Origin of the sequence: Rhodococcus sp. BH4 (assembly GCF_002079265.1) — a bacterium.
GTDB lineage: Bacteria > Actinomycetota > Actinomycetes > Mycobacteriales > Mycobacteriaceae > Rhodococcus_F > Rhodococcus_F qingshengii.
The window spans coordinates 615,260-638,637 of record NZ_CP014942.1; the positions used below are offsets into that span (position 1 = coordinate 615,260).

The 23,378-nt window shown below is 61.9% G+C and carries 20 protein-coding genes and 1 pseudogene; 12 read left to right on the forward strand and 9 right to left on the reverse strand.

Features of this window, described 5'->3' with window-relative positions; translation table 11 throughout:
- Positions 1–20: 20 nt before the first annotated feature.
- Positions 21–347, reverse strand: a complete 327-nt coding sequence (locus A0W34_RS32255; protein WP_076949101.1) for a hypothetical protein — start codon at positions 345–347, stop codon at positions 21–23.
- A gap of 1,270 nt (positions 348–1,617) precedes the next feature.
- Here A0W34_RS32255 and A0W34_RS32260 point away from each other — a divergent pair.
- The 8 genes from A0W34_RS32260 to A0W34_RS32295 all read left to right on the forward strand — a co-directional run bounded on the left by A0W34_RS32260 (position 1,618) and on the right by A0W34_RS32295 (position 9,496).
- A complete protein-coding gene (locus A0W34_RS32260; protein ID WP_081559531.1) occupies positions 1,618–3,720 on the forward strand; it encodes an FtsK/SpoIIIE domain-containing protein in 2,103 nt (700 codons plus the stop codon).
- Positions 3,721–3,778: 58 nt separating this feature from the next.
- Positions 3,779–4,135, forward strand: coding sequence for a hypothetical protein (locus A0W34_RS32265; protein WP_081559533.1), 357 nt, complete (start codon positions 3,779–3,781; stop codon positions 4,133–4,135).
- Positions 4,135–5,469, forward strand: a complete 1,335-nt coding sequence (locus A0W34_RS32270) for a ParA family protein (protein WP_081559535.1) — start codon at positions 4,135–4,137, stop codon at positions 5,467–5,469. Before A0W34_RS32265 ends, A0W34_RS32270 begins: the two co-directional genes overlap by 1 nt.
- A gap of 77 nt (positions 5,470–5,546) precedes the next feature.
- Positions 5,547–6,773 carry an insoluble domain protein gene (locus A0W34_RS32275; RefSeq protein WP_081559537.1) on the forward strand — a complete coding sequence of 409 codons (1,227 nt, stop codon included), beginning with the start codon at positions 5,547–5,549 and terminating at the stop codon, positions 6,771–6,773.
- A gap of 107 nt (positions 6,774–6,880) precedes the next feature.
- Entirely contained in the window at positions 6,881–7,537 is a 657-nt protein-coding gene (locus tag A0W34_RS32280; RefSeq protein ID WP_081559539.1) for a hypothetical protein, read from the forward strand.
- A gap of 36 nt (positions 7,538–7,573) precedes the next feature.
- Positions 7,574–8,371: an N-formylglutamate amidohydrolase gene (locus A0W34_RS32285; RefSeq protein WP_081559541.1), complete on the forward strand. Its 798-nt coding sequence runs from the start codon at positions 7,574–7,576 to the stop codon at positions 8,369–8,371.
- A 346-nt stretch (positions 8,372–8,717) separates the two neighbouring features.
- Positions 8,718–8,876 carry a hypothetical protein gene (locus A0W34_RS33310; protein ID WP_198035752.1) on the forward strand — a complete coding sequence of 53 codons (159 nt, stop codon included), beginning with the start codon at positions 8,718–8,720 and terminating at the stop codon, positions 8,874–8,876.
- A gap of 71 nt (positions 8,877–8,947) precedes the next feature.
- Positions 8,948–9,496 carry a hypothetical protein gene (locus A0W34_RS32295; RefSeq protein WP_232330118.1) on the forward strand — a complete coding sequence of 183 codons (549 nt, stop codon included), beginning with the start codon at positions 8,948–8,950 and terminating at the stop codon, positions 9,494–9,496.
- Positions 9,497–9,649: 153 nt separating this feature from the next.
- Here the strand turns inward: A0W34_RS32295 and A0W34_RS32300 are convergent, their stop codons facing one another.
- The 3 genes from A0W34_RS32300 to A0W34_RS33585 all read right to left on the reverse strand — a co-directional run bounded on the left by A0W34_RS32300 (position 9,650) and on the right by A0W34_RS33585 (position 13,208).
- On the reverse strand, positions 9,650–10,900 hold the full coding sequence (locus A0W34_RS32300) for a hypothetical protein (RefSeq protein WP_081559545.1): 1,251 nt from the start codon (positions 10,898–10,900) through the stop codon (positions 9,650–9,652).
- Positions 10,897–12,000, reverse strand: coding sequence for a hypothetical protein (locus A0W34_RS32305; RefSeq protein ID WP_081559547.1), 1,104 nt, complete (start codon positions 11,998–12,000; stop codon positions 10,897–10,899). The genes A0W34_RS32300 and A0W34_RS32305 overlap by 4 nt, the downstream gene beginning before the upstream one ends.
- Positions 12,001–12,203: 203 nt before the next feature.
- A complete protein-coding gene (locus A0W34_RS33585) occupies positions 12,204–13,208 on the reverse strand; it encodes an Ltp family lipoprotein (RefSeq protein ID WP_232330119.1) in 1,005 nt (334 codons plus the stop codon).
- Positions 13,209–13,850: 642 nt separating this feature from the next.
- On the opposite strand from A0W34_RS33585, the gene A0W34_RS33590 reads away from it, so the two are divergent.
- Positions 13,851–14,126 (forward strand): hypothetical protein, encoded by a 276-nt coding sequence (locus A0W34_RS33590; protein WP_232330120.1) that lies wholly within the window; start codon positions 13,851–13,853, stop codon positions 14,124–14,126.
- 5 nt (positions 14,127–14,131) lie between these two features.
- Entirely contained in the window at positions 14,132–14,476 is a 345-nt protein-coding gene (locus A0W34_RS32315) for a hypothetical protein (RefSeq protein ID WP_232330121.1), read from the forward strand.
- 516 nt (positions 14,477–14,992) lie between these two features.
- On the opposite strand, the gene A0W34_RS32325 is transcribed toward A0W34_RS32315, so the two are convergent.
- On the reverse strand, positions 14,993–17,011 hold the full coding sequence (locus A0W34_RS32325; RefSeq protein ID WP_156888996.1) for a DUF499 domain-containing protein: 2,019 nt from the start codon (positions 17,009–17,011) through the stop codon (positions 14,993–14,995).
- Positions 17,012–17,168: 157 nt separating this feature from the next.
- Positions 17,169–18,473, reverse strand: coding sequence for an IS256-like element ISRer3 family transposase (locus A0W34_RS32330; RefSeq protein ID WP_042927240.1), 1,305 nt, complete (start codon positions 18,471–18,473; stop codon positions 17,169–17,171).
- Between the two features lie 564 nt (positions 18,474–19,037).
- Here A0W34_RS32330 and A0W34_RS32335 point away from each other — a divergent pair.
- On the forward strand, positions 19,038–20,069 hold the full coding sequence (locus A0W34_RS32335) for a tyrosine-type recombinase/integrase (protein ID WP_081559553.1): 1,032 nt from the start codon (positions 19,038–19,040) through the stop codon (positions 20,067–20,069).
- Here the strand turns inward: A0W34_RS32335 and A0W34_RS32340 are convergent.
- Together A0W34_RS32340 and A0W34_RS33595 are read right to left on the reverse strand one after the other, a co-directional pair.
- A complete protein-coding gene (locus A0W34_RS32340; protein ID WP_081559555.1) occupies positions 20,066–20,608 on the reverse strand; it encodes a DUF4333 domain-containing protein in 543 nt (180 codons plus the stop codon). The genes A0W34_RS32335 and A0W34_RS32340 overlap by 4 nt on opposite strands.
- Before the next feature lie 276 nt (positions 20,609–20,884).
- Positions 20,885–21,757: pseudogene (locus A0W34_RS33595) on the reverse strand (SDR family oxidoreductase).
- 278 nt (positions 21,758–22,035) lie between these two features.
- Here A0W34_RS33595 and A0W34_RS32355 point away from each other — a divergent pair.
- Positions 22,036–22,344: a hypothetical protein gene (locus tag A0W34_RS32355; protein WP_081559561.1), complete on the forward strand. Its 309-nt coding sequence runs from the start codon at positions 22,036–22,038 to the stop codon at positions 22,342–22,344.
- Between the two features lie 218 nt (positions 22,345–22,562).
- On the opposite strand, the gene A0W34_RS32360 is transcribed toward A0W34_RS32355, so the two are convergent.
- Positions 22,563–23,348 (reverse strand): hypothetical protein, encoded by a 786-nt coding sequence (locus A0W34_RS32360; RefSeq protein WP_232330123.1) that lies wholly within the window; start codon positions 23,346–23,348, stop codon positions 22,563–22,565.
- Between the last annotated feature and the right edge of the window lie 30 nt (positions 23,349–23,378).

The window sequence follows — 23,378 nt, forward strand, 5'->3', positions numbered from 1 at the left end:
CTCTGCGCAGGCATCAGCGGTCAGGTCGATATACCGACGAGCCCGAGAATCCAATTGCCGATCCCCGTGGCCGCCGATTCCGATGTCGCGATACCGAGGTAGGCAAGCCCGAACAACCCGAGTCCGCCGACGGTGAAGACCCGCGACAAATTGCCCTTGAGCCCGCCGACGAGAACCACACACGCGAGGGCGATGAGGATGGTGAAGACGATGTTGTCCTTGATCCACGCGCGCAGACCACCGGTATTGACGTCCGTCGACTGCGCGAGGGTCACCGCGTATGCGGCGAGCGGTGGATGCGTCGGCGGGATCGACACGTCGATCACGGTGGAAGCAAGAGAAAACATGAGCACTCTCCAACACAGTGGTGTAACCAGACCCCACGAATGTGGTTGCGCGGAAACGTAGAAGAGTGGTGGCAGGAATTTCAATGCGACCTGTGGATAACTTTTTCGGCTCCGCGGTTGGCGCGTTTGTCGATCAGCGCTGCCGCGTGTCGTCGCGTGAGGGTGTGTGTTCAGGTGTCGCGATTCACCCCGTCGGGGATCTTTCGGCGATCGCGGGAACTAACTCGAATGCAGGGGGAGCGCGGCCACGGAACGGTCTTCGCTGCGGGTGTCCGCGGGAGACTTCCCGGACCTCAACGGGAGGGTTCCTTCAGTGGAGCGGCAGAGAGCTGTGAATGGGCATTGTCGACGGACCCGCCGCAGACCATGGAGATCCGCACGTGTCTCCCTCGCTGTGCTTCGTGGGTTTCGTCCGCCTGAAGAACCTGGCACAGAACCATTTTCGGAACGTGTCCGCCCGCTGTGCGAGTCGCCCCTGCTCGAGCTTGCTCGAGGCACCCGCGCCGTGGCCATGATCAGAAGTTCGAAGAACGGGTCCCCGCCACCACCTGCGTGGTGTGCATGCTCTGCATGCACAGCGTGTTCAGCACGCACACGCAGCAGGCTGTGCGGCCGGTGCTCGAAGAGTCCCGCATCGAGGGTGCCTGCAGAGGTCGCGGACAGAGGTGGAATTCAGGGGTCCGATTCACTCTTCCCCTTCGGGGTCACTCCCCCGGCCCTTCGGGCCTAGGGGGAGTGTACTGGTCAAAATTGCTTCGCGCCAACATATTTCAATCAACTGCTGGTCAGGGTTCTGTGCGGAGTATCGCCGGATCATCGTGGCGTGGCGCCTGCCACGGGGTGATCGACACCGCTCTCGGGCGTTCGAGCGCCGGGTTCTGTACCTCACGAAGCGAGTCGTTCGAGAGCCTGCAGGGGTCCGCGAACCGTGGCGCAGGAAGACAAAAACCACTCGAGATGTACATCGTCATCGGGCCTGTGGTGTAGGTGGTTGAACAAGTCCCCACACGGTGTAGCGGCGATGCCGTCGCGGGTCCTGCGATCGGTAATGCGCAGCACCACAACCAGAACCAGCCGCGGGTAGAGGCGATGGGTGTCTATCGCGCCCCGGAATCACCGATCGGGCATGTGACGCACGCTCCAGCCACGCACCCGCGAAACAAGTTATCCACAGGCGGGTTGAGATTGCATCCCGCGCTCTGTGACAGTGCACCCCACACACCCCGGCGACGACCGCCTCGGGACTGGATTCGAGCGAGAGGAGTAGACGGTGAGCAGAAGCCAGCAGGACCCGCTCAAAGACTTTCTCGTCGACCTCTTCGGCTCCGACAAACCCCACGCGCGAACAAGCCAGGCGGGGGAGTCCGCCATCCGCCCGTACAGGGCGTGGGCGCCTTTCGCCGTCATCGCAACAACACTCGCGTTTCTCGCGCCGCAGCTCCTCGAACTCGCCGAACAATTCGCGAACCCACAGCTCGACAGCGCAGTCTCCGCAGTCCACCAATACCGGTGGCCACTCGTCGCCCTCACTCTCGGCCTGCTCGCCTGCGATATGGCACGGTTCCTCACCCACCGTCACCGCGCCGGACTCGACGCGCAAATCCGGCAAAGCACCCGCCACACCCCGGTCAAAATCACCACCGGATATCCGCCCGGCATCACCACCCTGCGCAGCGCCACCATCACCCTGGCACGCGGCGCCATCATCCGTCCGAAAGAGCTAGACGAGTTCACCACCGCAGTCCGAGCTTCCGCGAGGAGGCGCACCAGCAAATGGACCTACACCGTCGTCCACGACGCCCACCGCGACCGGATCCGCATCACCCGCACGCTGACCCAGCCCGACCTTCGATCACCGCGGCACAAGGCACTGGCGAACTCCCTCAAAGACGGACCGCTGAAAGAGCCGGCCGTGAGCGTCGCCTCGCTCGACGGCGACGTCGAAACCGCCTTCAAGATCAGCTTCACACCCACCCTCTCCAGCGGAGCACGCGGATTCCAGAAGAAGGTCGACGAAGCCCTCGCCGCCCTCGCCGGCGAGCACGAATCCGGCCGCACCTGGGCCACCGACTGGTTTCCCTCTGAGGGCTATCTCCTGATGAGCCTGCGCGCCCCACTACCCACCCGCGTCGATCACCCTCTCGAACTCGTCGACGAGAACCTGCGCCACCTGCCCTACGCGACGGCAGCATCGGAGGTGAACATGTTCTGGGACATCTCCACCAAGTCGAACAAACCTCACTGCCTGATCGTCGGACCCACCGGCGGCGGCAAGACATCGGTGATCCGCACCCTGCTCACCGAAGCATCGCGACGAGGAATCCCGTTCCTGGGCGTCGACCCGAAAATGATCGAACTCGACGGACTCGAGGGCTACCCCGGGTGCGCCGCCATCGTCTACGACGCCGTCCGCTCCGCGATGCTCGTGCGTGCCCTACACAGCGAAATGATGGCCCGCAACCACTACGTCCACGTGAAGAAGATCGAGCCGTCCCAACTTCCGCTCCTGATCGCCGTCCTCGACGAGTTCTTCATCCTCTCCGGCAAATGGCAGCGCCTCGCCAAAACCGGCGACGACGAAACCCGCGAACTCCTCAAAGAACTCGACCCACTCGGGGCGTGGGCAGATCTCGCCGTCCTCGCACGCTCGGCCGGCATCCGGCTCCTGCTCGGTGTGCAACGACCCGACGCGTCCCTCTTCGGCGGCGCCTCGGGCAACGCGCGCGACAACTTCGGCACCCGCATCTCCCTCGGCAACCTCTCGCAGGACGGCGCGATGATGCTGTGGGGCGACTCGCAGATCGGCCGCGAGATCGACACCTCCGTCCCCGGCCGCGGAGTCGCCCTCGGCAACGACGGCGTGCCCGTCGATGCGCAGATGTGGTGGACACCGAACGTCGACCCGCACCCCAACAAATGGAACCAACTCTCGACCTCGGAGAAGAAGATCATCAATGGGCTGCGGCCCCAGCAGGAACCGCACATCGCGTTCTACTCGACCGAACTGCGCCACTTCATCGAATCCGAGCGCTCCGTCGCCGTCGCGGCCCGCGCCTACGGCCGAGCTCCCGAGCCCACCGTCCTCGGCCACCACGACGACACACCTGCCGCCGATGCCGGCGACGACTTCGCCGACGCGATACCCGCCTCCGCAGTCACCGAAGGAATGACCGTCCTCGTCGACGACAGTCGCGGCAACGAACACCCGGCCACCGTCGCCGCGGTCACCGTCATCCGCGACAAAGACAGCGGCGCCGTCACCGAAACCACCCTGACCTTCCACGGCACCGGACGGGTCAAGAACCACATCACCTACGGACCACACGAAGTCGTCCTCCTCCCCGAACCCGACACCACCGCACCCGTGCCCTGACACCACAGCCCCGACTTCGCTGACACACCTGCACAACCCTCACCCGAAAGGTCCACCCATGAGCCGCCGCATCTCCCAATCGATCACCCCCACCGCCGACGACATCACCGTGCTGCGCAACCCCTTCGCAGCCCCCAAAGGGGGCGGTGACCCCGTCATCACCGAACTACGCCGCGTCCTCAAAAACGCCATCCCCACTTGGCTGCCGAAACTCAGCGAAGACCAGGAACTGACCGCTCCGCGACTCGACGAAATCAAGAAAGCCGTCGCCACCCGCCGCCAGATCATCGAAGTACTCCCCGACGGCAAAGCCCGCGACGACGCCCTGTCCGCCCTCGACAAGGCCGACACCATCGTCCTCGAAATGGACACCGAACTCTCCGGCGTCGGAGCCTTCACCGGAACCACCGCGTGATGTCGACCCTTGCCATCGAAATCACCTCCGAGCGAACCGCACTCGTGAGCGGGGCAGGGGACGAGAAAGTGGAACTGTCCGCCGAAAACGGGCAGTCGATCCACGCGGCGATCGCACAGTTCAGCCGACAACACTCCGCTGACGCAGGCTCACCCGTCGAGGTCACCGTGCAGGAAGCGGGGCGCTCCCGCCAACTCACCGTCGCCCCGGACGGGAAGGTGGCGCAATCGCTGCCCACGGGCCCCATCCCTGAACCCGCCGACACACCACAGACGCGGCCGGATCATCATGTGGACGAACCGGGCACAATGGCGGTGACACCCCTCGACGACTCACCGCCAGCCGTGGGAGTAGACACCCACGCCCGGCCAGTCCCCGCGGCGCGCACACCGACCTCGACATCCGTGCTCGTAGCGCCCGAGATCGCGGCAGGCTTCCACGAACCCGCCCGCACCGGACTACGCGGGCGACTCAACACCATTCTCAACCTCCGAATCGCCCCGAAACCCGAGTCCGCCGAAATGCGCCACCGCGCCGCCATCGCATCCCTCACCGGCCCCCTCCCGAGGTTTTCGATCGTGACCATCGCCAACCCGAAAGGAGGCGTCGGCAAAACCCCTCTCGCGGTAGGGCTGAATGCGATCATCGCCGAACACCGCGGCGCCGCAACCACGGTCTGCGTCGACGTCGCCGACGTCGGCGGCAGCCTCGCCGACCGCGTCAGCATCCCACCCCGCGACGGACACGACGTTCTGTCACTGATCGCTGCCGAGGCAGCCGAGCCCGGCAGCATCCGACCCGCGGCGCTCTCGCAGTACCTCACCCGCCAACCAGGCGGGGACGACATCGTCGCCGGCAACAACGGCGCCCACGGATCCAGTCTCGGCTACGACGACGCCCACGCGGCGGCACAGATCTTGTCCCAGCACCGCGAGATCCTCATCGCCGACACCGGCAACAACCGCCTCGCCGCCAGCTGGCACTGGGCAACCACCCACGCGGACGTCCTCCTCGTACCGGTACCGCTCCGCCGCGACGCCGCCGCAGCCGCGCACCGCATGCTCCTCGACCTCGCCGCCACCGCCGGCCTGGCGATGACGGCTCGCACCATCGTCGTCATCACCGACGGACCCGGGGACGCACCGATGGTCGAAATCGACGCTGTCGACGCCTTTCTCGACGCCGGAGTCCATTCAGTCTGCCGGATGCCGTTCGAACCCCTCTTCGCCTCCGGCGAGCGCATCTCTCCCTCGAAGCTCCGGCGCAGCACCACCGAAGCCCTGACCGTCGTTGCTTCGACCGTCATCGATCTCATCACCCACGCCGCTGACTGACCCATTTATCAGCCGGATTCCGCACACCAGACCCCGTCCCGGCACCCATCCGCACCCTCCCCAACGAAAGGCACCACATGAGCATCGACACCACCGCAGGAAACCGAGCAACCCGCCGCGCACACCGACACGGCCGACACCGCCGCCGCACCCTCGCCCGTCAGAGCACCATCGCCGTCGTCGCGGCCGCAGCAACGGCCGCCGGAATCACGCTCGCACCACCGGCAATCGCAGCGCCCGGGCAAGCCGGAATCACCGACGGAGGAGGACAAGCAGGCATCACCGACGGCGGCGGACAGTCCGGCGTGACCACCGAACCCACCCCGCCGCCGGCCACAGAAGCTCCAGCCCCCACCGAGCCCATCTACTGGGTCGACCCACCCGCGCAATACCAGAACATCGAGTACCAGCCGCTCCCGAACTGGGACTACGACACCAACACCTACACACCACCCACCTACACCGACACCACACCGACCGACTACACCCAGCTTCATCTCCCCGGCCCCGTCGACGTCGTCGCACCGATCATCGCCCCCCGCGACACCCTCCGCATCGGAACATTCCACATCGCACAACCGAACTGGGTCTCCGACGTCGACCTCGAACGGACCAACAACACCACCGCCATCATCGAATCCGGAGTCGCCACCGGCTGGAACTCCTTCGGCGTCCCCGTCGACAAAGCCAGCCGCGACGCCGCCACCCAAGTCGGCGGTGCCGCCGCCGGAGCACTCGCCGGAGGAATCGGCCTCGCGACCCCGTTCGCCATCGGAGGAGCACTGATCGGCGGCACCGTCGGCGGAAACATCGGCCTCGGACTGGGCAACGTCTTCGTCCCCGGAATCGGATGGATAGCTGGCGGTCTCGCAGGAACTGCCGTCGGCGCCGGTACGGGCGCCCTCCTCGCCGGCGCCCCCGCATTTGTTCTCGGCGGCCTGGGCGGAGGAATCGCAGGATTCACCGCCGCCGTCGCGTACGGCGCAGGCGAACTCGGCGAACCCGTCGAAATCACGGTCCCCGATATCGACCAACCCGCCGTCACCGCCCAGACCCAGGACATGTTCGCCGACTGGGAGAACTCCGGCCCCATCGGTGAGGCCGTGGCCACCACTGTTCGCGACACCGTCGCCGCTGCCCCTGCGATCGACCAGCAGGCCCGCGACTTCGTCGCCGGACAGCCCGGAGGCGGGCAGATCATCGAACACGTCGACACCGCACTCACGGAATTCCTCACCAACGCCACCCCGGGCCTGGCGTCCTCGCTGATCAGCGACGCCGTCGGCGCGGGTATTCCGGCATAGCCCGCATGATCAGAGCCGTTCAGGGTGGGCGGCAACGCGCCGCCCACCCCGAACTTTGTCCGTGCGCCACTGCAGAACCAGGCGCGAGCACCGAAGAGGCGACAGCGATGAAGACGACAAGGCACCCCGCAGTGATCGACCTACTCGGCGGCACGCCCCACGGCGCAGGCGCGGACACGGCCACAACAGTCACCGCGCCCACGCCTCCGACAGCGCCGAAGCGTCCGCGCAAGAGGGATTCTCGATCGCTCCGTTTGCGTTACGTAGCTGCCGTGATTGTCGTGGTCGCGCTGCTCGGTTGGTTCGTCCTGCGTCTCCTCTCCGGCAATGACGAGAGCGCACAGGCAAGAATCGCCGACGAGACAGACACCTCGGAAACGGCGCCTACCCTTGACGTCACCCCGCCCGCTCCCGTCGCTGCTGAAACCGATCCGACCGCATGCCGCACCGACCCTGGTGACCAGAAGAGCGGCGCCGGAGTCATCGCAGCGTTCGAGCACGCCTACTACGTCGCCCGCTCCGGAACAGCCGTCCGCGCACTCACCACCCCCGACGCGTCCCTGCCATCGAAGGAGAAGATCCAAGCCGGAATCGACACCGTTCCAACAGGAACCACCTACTGCGTGCGTATTACACCGATCGCGGCCGGTATCTACTCCGTCGCTCTCACCGAAATGCGTCCCGGCCAGCCGCCCGCACAGTTCCCACAGACCATCACCGCCAAAGAACTCGGCGGTCGCTGGTTCGTCGACGTCATCAACTGAAGCCGGCACCAGTTCCATACTTGCCAAGGAGATTTCGTGAACACGAGAACACTGATCGCGGGCGATACATCCTCGCCTGTCATCTTGCACGTCCCGCACGCCTCCCGCACAATTCCCGGCGAGCTCCGCTCGTCGCTGACCGTGACCGATGATCAACTCACTGCAGAGTTGGACGAGATCACCGACGCCCACACCGACGTCATCGCGCAGCACGCGGCCCGATCTGCCGGTGTCCCACCGTGGACGTTGTGCAACGATCTTTCCCGTCTGGTGATCGATCCTGAACGATTCTCCGACGAGCGCGAAGAACTCAATGCCGTCGGGCGCGGGGCGGTCTACACCCGAACCTGCAACGGGGCCGTCCTACGCCGCGACGACGAAGAAGCGCGAAATGCGCTGCTCGATAACTACTTTCACCCCTACGCTGCCGCGATGTCCGATCTCGTCTCCGATCGGATCGCCGCCACCGGCAGCGCCGTGATCATCGACGTCCATTCCTACCCGACTCTGCCGTCGGGGTACGAGCTGCACCCCGACGGGCCCCGCCCGGCGCTGTGCATCGGCACCGACCCACACCACACCCCACAATGGCTCACCGGCGCCGCCCACGCCGCGTTCTCCCCCCTGGCCGATATCGGCATGAACACACCGTTCGGTGGTACGTACGTACCACTCGACCGCTACGCCACCGATCCCCGCGTGTACTCGGTGATGATCGAACTACGCCGCGACCAATACCTGACCGAGATAGGCGAACTCGTCGACATCGCCGCCGAGAACCTCGGTGCCATGCTCGGTCGCCTCGTCGACGCGGCAGATCGGGGGAGCCGGTAGATGTGCCAGAAGTACCCAGGCCCCCGCTGCACCCCGCACGTGCGAGCACGCCTCGACACCGCCCGCCGCCGACATGACTTCGCACTGGCATTGTTCGACGCAAACCCCGCAGACACCCGCAACCGGCAACGATTGGACACTGCGAAAACAAACCTTGCCGCCAGATCCTCCGAATACGACGCGACCCCCGGTGGACAAACCGAGTTGCGCAACCAACTCGGCACAGAGGACGATCCAGGTAAGCGAGAAAAGCTGCAGCACCGTCTCCAAGTGGGCAAAGCGCTACGTGAACAGCAGATCAGAGCAGTATCAGGTGTCACCCACGACGATACGAAGGGCAACCGACATGGCCACGAACGAGACCCCGACCCTGACACAGGAGCAACGCGAAGCGTTCTGGCGTCGGTGGGGATGGAGCCCGGAGTTGCCGGAGGCCGAGCGCCTGGCGATCGAGCAAGAGTGGCACGACACGGCAATCGAATTGGCGAAGTTCCACGGCTTCTGATCGACGGCCGCCACATCACGCCGGTTGCAGTACATCGACTACAGAACGAGCGCGCCCAGCATCTTCGCAGCTTGGGGGGAAGCACACCGGAGCTGTACGAGTTGCATCCGCGTGATGCCAGGACGTACCGCCTCCAGATAAAAGCGCTGCGCGAGGGCAACAGGTTCGCAGCTTCGGTCTATGTCTACAGCGATGACGAATACGCAGGGATGCGGCTGCTCGTGACCGACGACGGTCGCTCTGGCATCGCACTCAAAGGCGATGAAATCGTCTCCCTGTACGCACATCGCGACAGCAATCACCCCGGCGCCGCGAACTCGATGCTCGAAACTGCAGTCGCTGCAGGTGGGCAGAGGTTGGACTGTTTCGACACCGTCTTGCCAGCGATCTATGCGAGGTCCGGATTCGTTCCGGTCGCGCGGTTGAAATGGAACGATGACTACGCCCCCGATGGCTGGAAGTACAACACATACGCGGCGTTCAATGGAGGGCGTCCTGACGTGATCTTTATGGCTTACGAGTCGACATCGATAGATTCGCGTTACCAGCACGGGGCGGGTCGCTACGTCGACACATATGCCGACGGAAACGAGATGGTTCGTGTCCGATTGGGATTGTGAGTCACCAAGGCGGCGAGGCTGATCTGCCTCCATGGACGACTTCGGCGACCGAAAGAACACAATCTATGATCTCGACGAACTCGGCGTCTGTGGTGACTGAGTCGAGCGACGAGGTGTCAATAGTTGATGCTGATCATGCGTGAGGTGTGACACTCAGGGGAGATCGTTGAAGGGGTCGTGCTCCGCCGGTAGCTCTGTGCTGCTGAGGTTTTCGATGCTGTTCACGAGGTCCAATTGCCACGGTTGCGCCGTGGCGGAGATCAGGTCGTTCCATGAACGAGCGGAGGGTATTTTGGAGGCTCGGTAGGCGTCGTTGACGACAGTGCCGGCGAGTGCGCCTGTGCGGAGGAGGGCGGGAATGTTGGCGTGCCGGATGTGTGAGGGATGGACGGCGCGGACATAGTTTCCTGAGTAGTAGTGTGCGGTCATTTGAGCCGCCACTTTTCCCAGTGAAATGGCTGATATGAGGCTGTGCGACGCTAGGAGCAGTTCGTTTCTTCGGCGCGTGTGTAGAGGATCCAGTCGGGCAGTTCCGGTTTGCTGGTAGACGTCGAGGTGCACGTAGGTGCGTACCAAAATCTCTGTGACGAGGACGGTCATGCCGGGTGTCACGATACCGTTTCGTACGCTCCATCCGCTGCCTGCTTCGAGGCCGCTGTACGCGTGGAGCGCGAAGTCGCGTAGCGCTTCGCTGTCGCTCTCGTAGAGGAAGGACATACCAGGAATAGGAAGGCTCATCGGTGTGATCACATCGGCGAGGAGATGCTGAGCAAGTCGCAGAGCCGCCTCGGCCCAGGTGTCGACTTGCCGGAAATTACCACCGAAAGCCACTGGGGTGGCGCCGCCGGCCTGCCATAAGTGGCCGCGGAATTCACCCGCCATGATCTGTCTGATCGCCTCGATCGGCCGCGCGAGATCGTGGCCGGCGCTTTTGATGCGGTGCGCGCGTCCTCCGAAACCCTGTCCCATGTAGTCGATGGGGAGTCGCTTGCCGGCTTTCTCCCACCCGCTGACGATGTCGGAGGACACAAGAGGTTTGAGTCGATCTCGGATAGTGCGATCGATCGATGCGTCGAACCATGTGCACAGCATTCCGATGACACCGACGGCCCCGACAGTCACGAGATCGGAGGCGGACCATGTGAGGCGGTGCTTGTGCTGCCAAAGTTCCCACGCCTGACGTTGTTGCTCTGTCAGGGCGGAGTCCAGATCGATTTCGGTCCATTCGCGTTGCGTGCGAACGTGGTCGTTGAATGTCGTGAGTTCGTCGTAGGTTTGGCGGTGGGAACCTCGGGTGAGTTGGACTGCTGGTTCCTGATCGTCGAGGGTTGCCCGGATGAGGTCTTCGATGTCGTCGAGTCGTCGAGATTGGGTGTCGAGGTTGCGTTCGATGTCCTCGCTCATGCGTCGATCTTTTCTGGTAGGCGGTCGCGGACCAGTTCGAGGGTCGTCTGCGCTTTCTTGGTTTCTGCGAGCTCTTCCTCGAGATCCTTTAGTCGGGCGCGTAGGTCGGTGTTTTCCGCGGATATTGCAGCTTTCTCGCGTTTGAGGGTGTTGATCGTGTCGACGAGGAGGACGACTCGATCGGTTACTTCGTTGAGTCTGTCTTGCAGGCTTTCGACGACGCGCCGCATCTTCTCGTCTCGGTCAGGTGCATCGGCGAGGACCATACGTGCGACCAGGTCGAGTTTGACGGCCTCTCCTGCTATTGCGTGAGAACCTAAGGGGCTGTAGCGGATACCCGCTGCGGCGACCCCTGCTCCAGCGAGCCCACCGACTCCGGTCAGCAGGAGCGTCCCGCCTGCTACGCCAAAGCCGCCCGCAGCGAGGGATCCGCCGCCGAGCATCGCCAAACCTGCTGAGACCGCTGCGGCGCCGGTAAGCCCCATAGTGCCGCCGATGGCTGCACCGATCGGTGCAGCCGCCCACCCTGCGGTCAATGCGCCGGCACCCACTCCGATTACCGAGACCGCGGCGACGCGCCCCCATTTGATCGACTTGCGACGCAGTGCTTTCATCAAACTTTCGAACTCTGTGGTCATCGCGTCGAGGTCGTTCTCGCGCAGTGTGGTGAGATCGTGTGCCGCGCAGTGGAGTGCGGATTTTCGTACTCCGGATCCCCATGTCGTTCCGTCTGTCCAAGGGCTGAACGTGATCAACTCGGCGAGGATGACGACAGATGTGGACCGGCGGCCCACCTTGCCCGCGAGGGCGGATCCCTGCTTGGTCAGAGAGTTGAGCTGGTCGAGGAAAGGACTGTGTTCGATGGCGGCCAGTTCTTGCGCGAGAGACTCGGTTGTTGCCTCTGAAGCGAGGATCTCCTGGATTGAGGTGGCGACGAAACTGCGCAATCGATCCCGTTTCTTGGTGCGGGCATCGCCTTCTTTACGTTCGTGTTCCCAGTCCAGGCGGAGCATTCGCGCTTGCAGAGTGCGTAGTGTGAACATCTCGTCAGGGGTCAATCGAAGTTCTCGGGCGATCTGATCTGCGGAGTCGTCGGTCACGGGTTTTCCTCTGCAAGAGTTGGGGCGGGGCGCACGACCACCGAAACAGTCGATATCCAAACCAGGCCTGGACAATTGGTGTTCGATTCGAGTTTGACCGGGCAAGGTTCAGAAACGAATTGTGGGAGCGTACCCAAACTGCGGTGTTGTGATTGCGACACTTGAGCGTTGAAGTTTTGCCGCGCTTTTGCGTTGTGGGGTAGCTACAGGCCGGTCTGATCCACCCCGTACTGCGCTTGGGCACTGGTGTAGCCCTCGAACATCAACTGGTCGATCAGCCCTTGACGGGAAAACGCGGTGTAGTCGAGGTAGTCCTGTGCGGCCTTCGCTGCTTGTATGTTCCAGTCGGGTGCTATGTAATCGACTGCGAACGTGGCGTCCTCGGTCGAGTAGTTCTCGAACTCGAGTTGTTCGATCAGCCCTTGGCGTGAAAAGGCGGTGTAGGCCAGATAGTCCTTCGCTGCTCGGACCGCGTTCCTCTGTCCAGCGGTTATTCCTGGCTCTGTCTTTGCCGGTGAGGTGGTCTTCGGAAGCGGGGCTGAAGGGGTTGACGCCACGACGGGTTTCGTTGTCGGGGTGACGGGTTGGGCGCCAGGGTGGAGGTTGAATTCTTCGGCGGCGCGCTGAATCGTGGCGGTTTGGTCGGCGCACAGGATCGGAATCATTTCTTTGATGCGGCTGATCCGATGCGCGGTGGGGGAGTCGAGATTCTGGGGGCGGGTGATTGCCTCCGCGAGGATGCGTACCGGGTCGCCGCTGGTGCGGAGCGTTTCACAGAATTTCGCGTCTTCATCGAAGGCGCCGGCAGGGTTCTGGATCTTCCCTGCTGCCATGCGCGCGTCGTACTCTTCGCGAAGTGTCTGGGGTGGTTTCGTTGTTTGGCCGGTAGTCGGTGTCCAGTTGACATCTCGGGTTTCGATGCCGTTGTCACCGAGATAGGCGAGGCAGGTGAAGTCCCGCTTGACTGTTGTGCCGTCTGAGGTGGAACCCTCGACTCCGGCTGTGATGCGGTATCCGTCGTCGGTTTCTTCGGCATTGGGTGCGGTGATGGTGGTATTGGTGAATGTTGCAGCGAGTTTGTCGGCCTGGTCTAAGCATGCTGTCGTTGCTGCTTCTGCTGTGACTTCCGGCGATGTGGATTTAGTGGAGCATCCGCCGATGAGCAGTGCGACAGAGAGGGCCGCTGCGGCGGCGAATGTCCGATTCATGCCGTAATTACTATCAGGTTGCTCCGGACGGACATACCAGGTGGTCCGAAGTTGGCTCTGGAAACGCCACCGCTACGGGAGGCCACATCGCAGCAAGGGGACCGGTGTCCCGGTGGCAGTGAGAGGGCCCGTGACATTAGTACCGACGAGGTGTGCGCCCCCGGTCCGCCAGATTCGATCTGAGCCCCACAGACGGACTTGTGGGCTGGACCGCGCGCGCTCCCGCACAGGCATCCCCGCATGTACTGCCCCATGCGCTGTGACTGCACCCGATGTCGCTGGTTGGTGAGAACCTCGACCCTCAACACTGCCCTGACACCCCGTATGTAGTTGCCGCACGAGTGTGGTTCCCTGACGCTGATAGCTGCGCCAATGCCGTTGCGCCGGAAAGCTAGACCATCGAGGAGCGCCGATGTTGGCGATGAAAACAAGCTGCGAGAAATTCGGAAGACCGTGCTTTGCGCGGCCATCGACAACGAAGCCGAACCTGAGCGCGAAGACGACGGGACATCCACAGTGATCGACACACTCGGTGCCGCGCCTACCGGGGAACCGAAAGCATCGCCCCGATATTCCTAACAACTGCGCTACGCGAGCGCCTTACTGCTGGTCACAGCTCTTCTCGGCTGGTTTTTAGTGCGCGTGTTTTCTGGATCCGACACCGCCGACCTCAACGCATGCCACACCGACCAAGGCGATCAGCAGAGCGGAGCGGGCGTCATCGCAGCCTTCGAGCACGCCTACTACGTCACCCGCTCCGGCGACGACGTCCGAGCACTGACCACCCCCGATACAACTCTTCCGCTCGCGGACAAGATCAAAGCCGGAATCGACTCCGTCCCAACAGGAACCACCCACTGCGTGCAAATCAGCACCGATGACGGGAAAGCCGGTGTCGCGCTCAAGGCGACGAGGTAGTTTCGGTGTTTGCGCACAAGGACAGTGCACACTCCGATGTCGCGCAGTCGATGCTCCGACAAAGCACGATGCTCGGAGGTCATCGTCTGGACTGCTTCGATACGGTCCTCCCCACGCTCTATTCAGACGCCGGCTTCGTTCCCGTCGCGCGCCTGGCTTGGAACGACGACTATGCGCCCGACGGTTGGGATTACCACCAGTTCGGCACCTTCAACGGAGGCCGGCCCGACGTGGTGTTCATGGCCTACGACCCGGACCACGTCGGTGGCATCTACACCCCCGGAGCAGGGGCGTACGTCGATGACTATGCCGTCGGTATCGCCCGCGCCCGGGCGCACACATCCGACTGAGTGCCCCGTCCCGGTGGCGTGTTTGCGTCCCTTTTTTGTGCGGGTGGCGTTCACGACTCGCTACCTGGCAGTGTGACGTCGTCATGTTTGGCGCGTCGCCCAATCGAAGGGGATATAACGATAGCCGACAGCACCACGGTGTGAGGCGCACGTCCGCTATACCGCAGCCGTCGGCGGTGAAGGTCGATGCCGAGGAGGTGGGCGATCCCGATGAGAAAACCTGCGACACAGACGGATGCGATAACTCCTTGGACGACGGTGTAGATGTCAGAAGAGGTGGGGCGGTGTGCCCCACCTCTTCTTTCGGCGCTTGCAGGAGTGCTCGTTCGTCGACGCGCCGTTAAGGAATGAACGAACAGTGTTGTCGCACAGTCTCAGTAGTCCCGCGACCTCGCTGTCCGGGATGCTCAACAGCTTCCCGGACGTCTGCAAGGGCATCCGCCCGATATTCATGGCCTCGATCACGAGACATTATCGGTGTCGATAGCTACGTCGCGGTAGCTATCTGAGCTCCCGTCACATGTTTCGAACTGTCGGTCTCAACCCGAGTTCCGTGGCTTTGGCGGCGATATCCGATGCAACGGCTGCATCGAGGACTAACTGAAATGTCCCTTGGATGTAGCTGATTTGTCGCAGATCGCAGGCGAGGTACAGGCTGCGGAACATCGCGGCGAACTTGTCGGCGGCCTCTTCTTGGTTGAGGAGGTTGTGAGTGAAGGAAACTTCGAATCGTTTTTCTACTTGCGGCTCCGAAGGATCCGGCACCTTGCCCGTACCTTCGCCTGTCGAGCCTGATCCGGAGCTTACGTCCCCGCCGCCAGTTTGCGCTGTTCCTCCGGAGTCGGGTTTTGCATCGCTATCCTCGTCAGCGCCGGCCTTTTCGTCGATGAGGGGTTCGTCGGCGCTGAGTGGTTTCGCCAGTCGTAGTCCAGTGCTGGTGAGATTGACTTGGTTGGGGCTGGTCACAACGACGCTCGTGTCGGTGGCGTCGACGACACGAATTTTGTCTTCTTGGACTGCATCGAAGATGGCGCGCTGTAGGTCCGCATCTGCTCCGTACAGCAGAGGGAGCCTGGGTGTGCTGTAGAAAGCACTACGGATTTCTGACAAAGTCCGGCCGTAGTCGCGGTCGCGGAGGTTGTGAACAAGGGCTTTTGCAGTGAACTGATTTGAGTCGAGCGCTTTGTTCTTCTCAACCAGCGCTTTCCACACGGCAGTGCCGTCCAGTGCGGTCAGATTGTCCGTATCAAAAGAGAATTGGTCGACAATGCGTTCGCCTTCGGGATCTGGTTGTGCAAGGAAGACAACGTGCTGGAAGGCTCGCCTGAGGTGCTTTTCGAGTTGTTCGCGGGCCGCGGAAACTTCTTTTGTTCCTATGGATTTTAGCTCTTGGTCGTTCTGTACTTCTGGTGCGGCCAGTGCCTTCTGCCTGGCAATGAACTCGACCGCCACGCGGCGCATGACCGCCCGACGCTGTGTGTTTACTACGGCATACACTGCGCTGCTGGCCCATTGGACGGGTGTGCTGCTCGAGTTGACGCTCACGCCCATAGCTGCGGTGAGGGCTTCGAGTGTCGCTTTCTCCATGCCGTTGCGCAGACTGAACTGTGCTGGGTCGAGGACTATCAGACGGTTTACATGTGCGTTATCGATTCCGGCGGTGGTCAGCACCTCGGTGGCTGTTCGATCGTGATCTGCATTGATGTATTTCAGTTCTCGGAAAGGGCCACTGCTCGAGAGCTTCTCCGCAAATGTCGCGATCGTTGCGTCACGTTCGGTCTCGGTGATGGTGCGTTTGATGTTCTGGACGAGCATCCGGTGGGTGAGCCGGGTCGACAGGAAGTATCGAGCTGGTTTGTTGTTGCCCTGTCCGGGAATGGACTCGACAGCATTCATGCCGTTGGTCTGACTTACTAGACCTTCGAGTACTTCATCGGCGTCGGTGACCGTGTACAGGGGGTCGGGGATGCCAGTAGCGGCTTTCACTTCTGGTGCGCTTGCGCCCTTTCCTCGGCCAGGTCGTATCGTTCCCACGATGCTGGCGAGGAAGATGAACGTGGCGGCTCGCTCGGCTGCGAATGGATTGCTCTCTGACCACATTAGGGGTGCGCGGTCGATGTCCTGCTTGCGGGCGATTCCGCCGTCCCGCGAGGCGTTGACGACGTCGTTTTCGGCGAGGCTGCGGTAGTTGGCGATAGTCTTATCGTCTTCAACGAGACCGGAGCCCAGCAGTGCTTCGCGCACCGAATTGTCGGACAGTGGGAGATCTCCCGGGCCGATCAAGGTCGGCACCCATTCACCGCGCTCGCCGCGCTGCTGGTGCGCGTACACGGTGGCGGCGAAGATTCGGATGGTCGATCGGACGCGCTGGAAGCCCGTAACCATGCTCCATTCGTCTTTCGCGATACCGATCAGCATCGGGTGGAACGGGTAGCATTCTGCGACTTGTTCGGGCCAGTTTCGTCGCCAGGTGGAACCTGTTGCGTCCCATACATTTTTCGCCCAGGCTTTGTCCGCGTGAACGCTCTCGTACAGGGCTGCGGTGGCGGCGAGTACTTCCGCGGCCGCAGGTCTCCAATGGCAACCCTACTGCGATTATGCCGGGTCTGTGATTATGCCGAACACGAACCCGCGGGAGTGGGTTCATACTGGTCGGAGGGAGATATTGTCAAGACCTGTGGATGAGGGTGTTTCAGGCGACCTCCGTTTCGCTTGATTCGTCGGGCTCAGCGGGTGAGATGTCGATGGGTCGTTCGAGCAGCTTGCCTTTGTGGAACACCGCGCCGGCACGGACCAGCGCGACCAGATGGGGGGCGTTGACCGCCCGCCAGCGGGCTTGTGCGGCGTCGATCAGCTTGTAGGCCATGGCAATCCCCGCTGCGCGTGACCCAGGGCCCTTGGTGACCTTGGTTCGCAACCGCACGGTCGCAAACGTCGATTCGATCGGATTCGTAGTGCGCAAGTGGATCCAGTGCTCGGCCGGGTACCGGTAGAACTCCAGGAGCACGTCGGCGTCGTCGACGATCTTGGCGACCGCCTTGGGGTACTTCGCGCCGTAATCTACCTCGAAGGCCTTGATCGCGACCTGGGCCTTGTCGATGTCCTCGGCGTTGTAGATTTCCCGCATCGCCGCGGTCGCACCTGGATGAGCCGACTTGGGCAGCGCAGCAAGCACATTGGCCTGCTTGTGAAACCAGCAGCGCTGTTCACGGGTATCCGGAAACACCTCCCGCAGTGCCTTCCAGAACCCCAGCGCCCCATCACCGACGGCCAGCACCGGGGCGGTCATCCCGCGGCGTCGGCATGAGCGCAGCAGATCAGCCCACGACTCTGTGGACTCCCGGAACCCATCGGTGAGCGCGACGAGCTCCTTGCGGCCGTCGGCGCGGACGCCGATCATCACGAGCAAGCACAGCTTCTCCTGCTCCAGGCGGACCTTGAGATGGATGCCGTCGACCCATAGGTACACGAAATCGGTGCCCGAGAGATCCCGGTCGGCGAAGGCCTTCGCCTCGTCCTGCCATTGCGCGGTCAGCCGGGTGATCGTCGAGGCCGACAGCCCGGCACCAGTGCCGAGGAACTGCTCCAACGCCGCACCGAAGTCGCCGCTGGACAGCCCGTGCAGGTACAGCAGCGGCAACACCTCGGTCATCTGCGGGGACTTGCGTGACCACGCCGGCAGGATCGCCGAGGAAAACCGTTGCCGTTCACCGGTCTCGGCGTCGACACGGCGGTCGTTGACCCGCGGTGCGGTCACCGTCACCGCCCCCGCCGCGGTGAGCACGTCACGCTCGTGGTGATAGCCGTTGCGGACCACCAGCCGCCGGCCGTGCTCATCGAGATGCTCGGCGAACTGCTCGATGTATGCGGCGACTTCGGCGGCCAACGCCGCCGCGAGCATCTGCCGGGCACCGTCGCGAACGATCTCGTCAAGCAACGACCGACCAACACCGCTGTCGTCGTTGGAGGATTGCTGATCCTGAACTACCGTGAGCATGGGCGTACCTTCCCGAACCAGCGCGCCAACGCCGGTCCTGATCAGAGCTGATGGAATTTCAGATCATTCCCGGGAAGGTGCGCCCACTCACGCCGCCTCGCCGAGAACCATCCACAGGTTCTGATCATTGCTCGGTCGGAGGACTGCCGCAGCCTGAACCGTTTGGCATAATCACGTAGCCGATTGATGCTTACTCTGTACAGATTTTTCGTTCAGAGGAGGCAGAGATGAAGAAGCGACGGTTGGTACGAGACTGGTCCACTTTCGTTGTACACAAAGGGGTTTGGGAAGAATCTCGAAAGAAGGGGCTATGCGCCGGACTCGGTCCAATCATGCTGTATCGCCACTCTTTCGTGCACGGCGCAATGCCACACACGGTTTCAGCGGTCAAGCAGACGAACCATCGGCATACCTTTTAGCGCAGCACGATGGCAACCTTCCTGATGAGTTGGTCCATCTGCCGTTTCTCTACCATCTCGAATTTCTCTGCACTTTGGACAACACTCGAACAAAGATCCAGAAACAGTGCCGACGCATCAATCAGCCTTAATCGTGGGGTCACTGATGTCAAGCAGCATTCTCGCCAGCCGGTTCGAAGAGTTCCTGGTCTACCGCAGTACAGCAAAACTGTCTTCGCATACGGTGAAAGCCTTCCGGCAGGATTTCGCGGGGATTGCTGAACGACTTGCGGCGTTGTCGGGGACCTCAATCGACGAACTCGGCTGCGACGTCATCGACAAAGCACAGATGCGTACGGTGTTCGCTGATTTCGCCGGCACCCATTCGGCTGCGTCGTCCGACGCTGTTGGTCGACGCCGGAACACCTTGTGTGACTACCTATTTACGTCGGACATCATCGAAGCTAACCCCATGGCTGCGGTGCTCCGACCGAAGGCTGAGAAGACAGTACCGAGGTCATTCGACGAGGATGCCGTTCAGCGACTGCTGGAGACATTGGCCGAACCCGACGATCAAAACTCCAGGGCCTGGCCCGAACGCGATCTCGCAATCATTTTCACCGCGCTACTCACGGGCTGCCGACTCTCGGAACTTGTCGTGCTGAACATCGGCGACTTACGTGATGTCGACAGCACCGGTCGAACCAAAGCGATCACGGTGCACGGCAAGGGAAACACGGAACGGGTACTCTCCGCGGAAGCTGGACTCGTGGACGTCCTCACCAACTACCTCGAGTCTCGACTGCGGCGATTCCCTGGTAGCGGGAAGGTCCGCTCCTCTCCCACTGATTCGCCGTGGCGGAAACTTCGCGCTGCGGACGCTCTGTTCGTGGGTGCCGACGGTGAGCGCATCACCGGCCCGACAATTCAATACCGTGTCGAACGCACCTACCGCCGCGCAGGAATCAATGGGCATCGCGCGAAAGGTGCTCTGGTGCACCAGCTCCGCCATACGTTCGCGACGTCACTCGCCGATGCTGACGTCAACGTCTACACATTGATGCGGTTACTTGGCCATGAAGCAATGACAACCACCCAGAGATACACCCAAGGCGCCGGAAAGGAGACTCGTGCCGCTTCCGCATTGAATCCGGTGTATCAGATGGTCGAGTCTGTGATCTCTACTCCGTCGTCTTAGCGGCGAGGGCGACTCACTTCGTAGGTGCCCTTGTCATCGACGATGGTAAGTGTCGCGGTGAGGCTGTCGCCCGCGATGGTCACCGCGCATTCAACCTTGTTCCCTGTGACAATCGGTATCTGTGCGGGGCAGTTGACCGATGAAAGATTCTTCACGCCGTAGCTTTCCGTCAAAATCTGGGAGACACCGGACTCCGCTGCATCGGTTTTCAACACCGGTGCAGTCGGGTCCGAACCTGTAGACCCGCCTGACGAATCGCAGTTCAGAATCGCGTCGTCCGCGATTGCACGAGCCTGAGGGAGCGGAACACCCACAGAAGCGGCGTATTCGATGTCGAGCGCCGGATCACCACCGTTGTCACCATCTGACAGATATCGGAGAACTTTTTCTCCGATATCTGCGCACGCTGGATATTGCGCCACCACTAGACCATTTTGCGTGGTCGATTCCTTCGGATCGCCAGCTTGCGGACTTGAACACGCCGCAACGCTCGATACCAGGCATAACGCTATGACAGTGAGACTGATCCGCTGAACCATCACTTCTCCGCCCTTCGCTTCTGAGTGCCTTCATGAATGTGCGATCAGCGCACAGATCCTCGAGAGCCTAAACCTCGGTCCTCGCCCTGCTCCCGTCGATGCTTGCACGCGGCTTCGGGCACGTCGTGAACATTTCATCGATCGGAGTTCAGACGAAGGCGCCGTTGTCCGCTCGAAGTCGTGCATGCGCTCGGTCGAGCTGACCACTGAGCGCCGGATCGAGCGCCCGGCGTTGTTCACCAGGTAGTCGACTTGGCCGTGGTCGTTCAGCAACGTTTACACCAGTACCGTCACCGCTTCGTTGTCGATGATGTCGCACACCGATGCCCGGTATCGGGACCACGATGCTCGGCGCTCCGGCCGCCGACGCCGCGCGGCGTAGATATCGTGCACCGGCTGCGGTTCCGGGTTGACGAGATGAAATGTTTGTCCACTGCGACCGTCGGCGCACGCAAGCGCGACGAGCGTATCGGCGACGTAGCCGACCGGGACGATGTTTGTCGATCCGATGTTCGGGAACGCGACCGGCATCGGAGACGGCAGTTGCGTCAGCCGCGAAATCGCGGCGAAGAAGTGGTACTGACCGTCGATCTTGTCGATCTGCCGGTGCGGGAATCGCCGACGACGACCGAGGGCCGGTACACCCGCCAGCGCAGACCGGAACTCTCGCGTACGAGCTTCTCTGCGGCGAAGGTGGTGCGTTGATAGGGCGAGGAAAAGCGTTGCCCGAGATCGAAATCTTCCTCGCCGTAATCGCCGCGATGATCGACTGCGACTGCGACTGCGACTGACGAGACGTGATGCAGCGCAGAGCCGCGTCGCGAGTTCGATCATGCGGGCGGCGCCCTCGACGTTGGTCGAGTAGACAGAGCTCTCGTCAGCCCCGATGTCGTCCTGGGTGCCGAGGTGGATGATGTCGCGAGCCGCGGGTGGTTCGCCGTCGATACCGAGATCGTCCGCCGTCAGATCGCCGATCAACGGGATGATGCGTTCGACGCCAATTCATTTCGCGACCATTGTCGCCAGCTTCCGACGTGATTGCTCACGAACGAGAACGTGCACGATAGCCTCGAGGTCCCGTTCCACCAAAGTGCGCAATACATTCCGGCCGATGAATCCGGTTCCGCCCGTAACGATATAGTTCTTCATCGATTCCCCTGCGTTCCTTGACCTCGATAACGTTCACCATGTGACGTGCGATATATCGGATATGATCGGAAACCTGCCTGACCTCGGCTACGGGATTGACGTGACGTGGACCAGCATCAATCTGTGGAACCTGTTCGTTGACTGGTGGAATCAGTTCTGATGCAGGCAAGCAGCTGGACAGCCGCACTCGTTGCGTGTCTGGTCGCTCACCAGCCTGAGGCTGCGTCGATATCACCAGACTAGGACGACCTAGGATTTCCAGATCATTAGGAGTAATCATGGGATTGATACGTAAGGTTATAAGCGCCAACACACTTGGTCTGGTTCACTGGCAGTCCAACGGTGACAAGCTGGTGAAGCAAGGAAAGCGCGAAGCCCGAGCGTCGAAGTCGGGAGTGAAGCAGAACCGGAATTTCGAGGAGAGGTTGCTGGCCGAACAGAAGCGCGCCAACGACTTGAAGGAGCTGGAGCTGATGCGTAGCGCAATGTCTGAGCCGGTAGAGCGACCACCCAGCCCGACACAGAATCCTGAAGGGGGTGGCTGGTGGGGATACTCCGATCCGAGTAAGAGGAAGCGCCGTGGATAACGTGCGTACTTGCTGGGGCGCTGCGACTGGTGCAGATCGAGTTCTAGGGTCGTCACTTTTTGTCTTGTCCTTCACGAGTGGTGTCAACCAAACCAGACAGTGTTATCCGAGGGTGCATGGCTTCCCGAACGGATCGGATGTGTACTCGCCTGCGCACGACACGAGATTCAGTGCGCGTGAGGGCGAGGCCGGTTATCGCAACGAGAGTCGGCTTGGCATCAGTTTCCGCCGGTGACGTTTCGGTTGATGACGCTAATCATGATGCAGTCAGATACGGCTGAGCCGTATTGATCGCCTGCGCTGATGTCGAGCAGTTGCCGTCCATCTGGGAAGGCGGTGCGTCGTCGAGCATCACTTGAGAGAGAGAAGATCATGCCGTCGCTCTGCGCCCAGACATCGGCGCTTGATACCCGGCCGCCGGCCGAGTCCATGATGTTCGCTCCGATGTACGCGACATCTTTGCGTCCGTAGACCATGAACACGTCTTCGAGGTGCTGATCGGCCTCGATGAATGATGCGTCGATCTGATCGATTACTGATTGTGCCGGCACCTTGCACGTGCTCGGAAGTGGTTTCGATGTCTGAGCGGCGACAGGCAAAGTGGTCGACGTCGTGATCGTCGTAGTTGGCGCAACGGTTGTGGTGACAGGTGCTACCTTCGATTCGGTGATCTGAGCGGTGAAAATGATGCCGGATCGTTTTGCGGTGCAAGTGAATTCGTACCGGACTTTGTCCGAACCTGATGACGTATCGATCGCTCCGGTCACTGTGACGTTGTCGCCAGACTGTAAAGACTGAAACGCGAATACGGATGGATCGATCGAAGGGTTCCACTTGTCAATGATGGCTTGGTCGCACGCTGCGCGGGCCGCCTTCTTGTCAGCGACAAAATCTGTTGGGGCAGTTGTTTGTGCCGCTTGTGATGTGGTGGTCTTGGCAGCCGCCGTTTCTTTGTCGTCACCACTGTTGCCGACGAAGGCATAGCCGAGGAATCCGACGATCACGGCGCCTGCGATTCCGGCTGCGATGAGGTT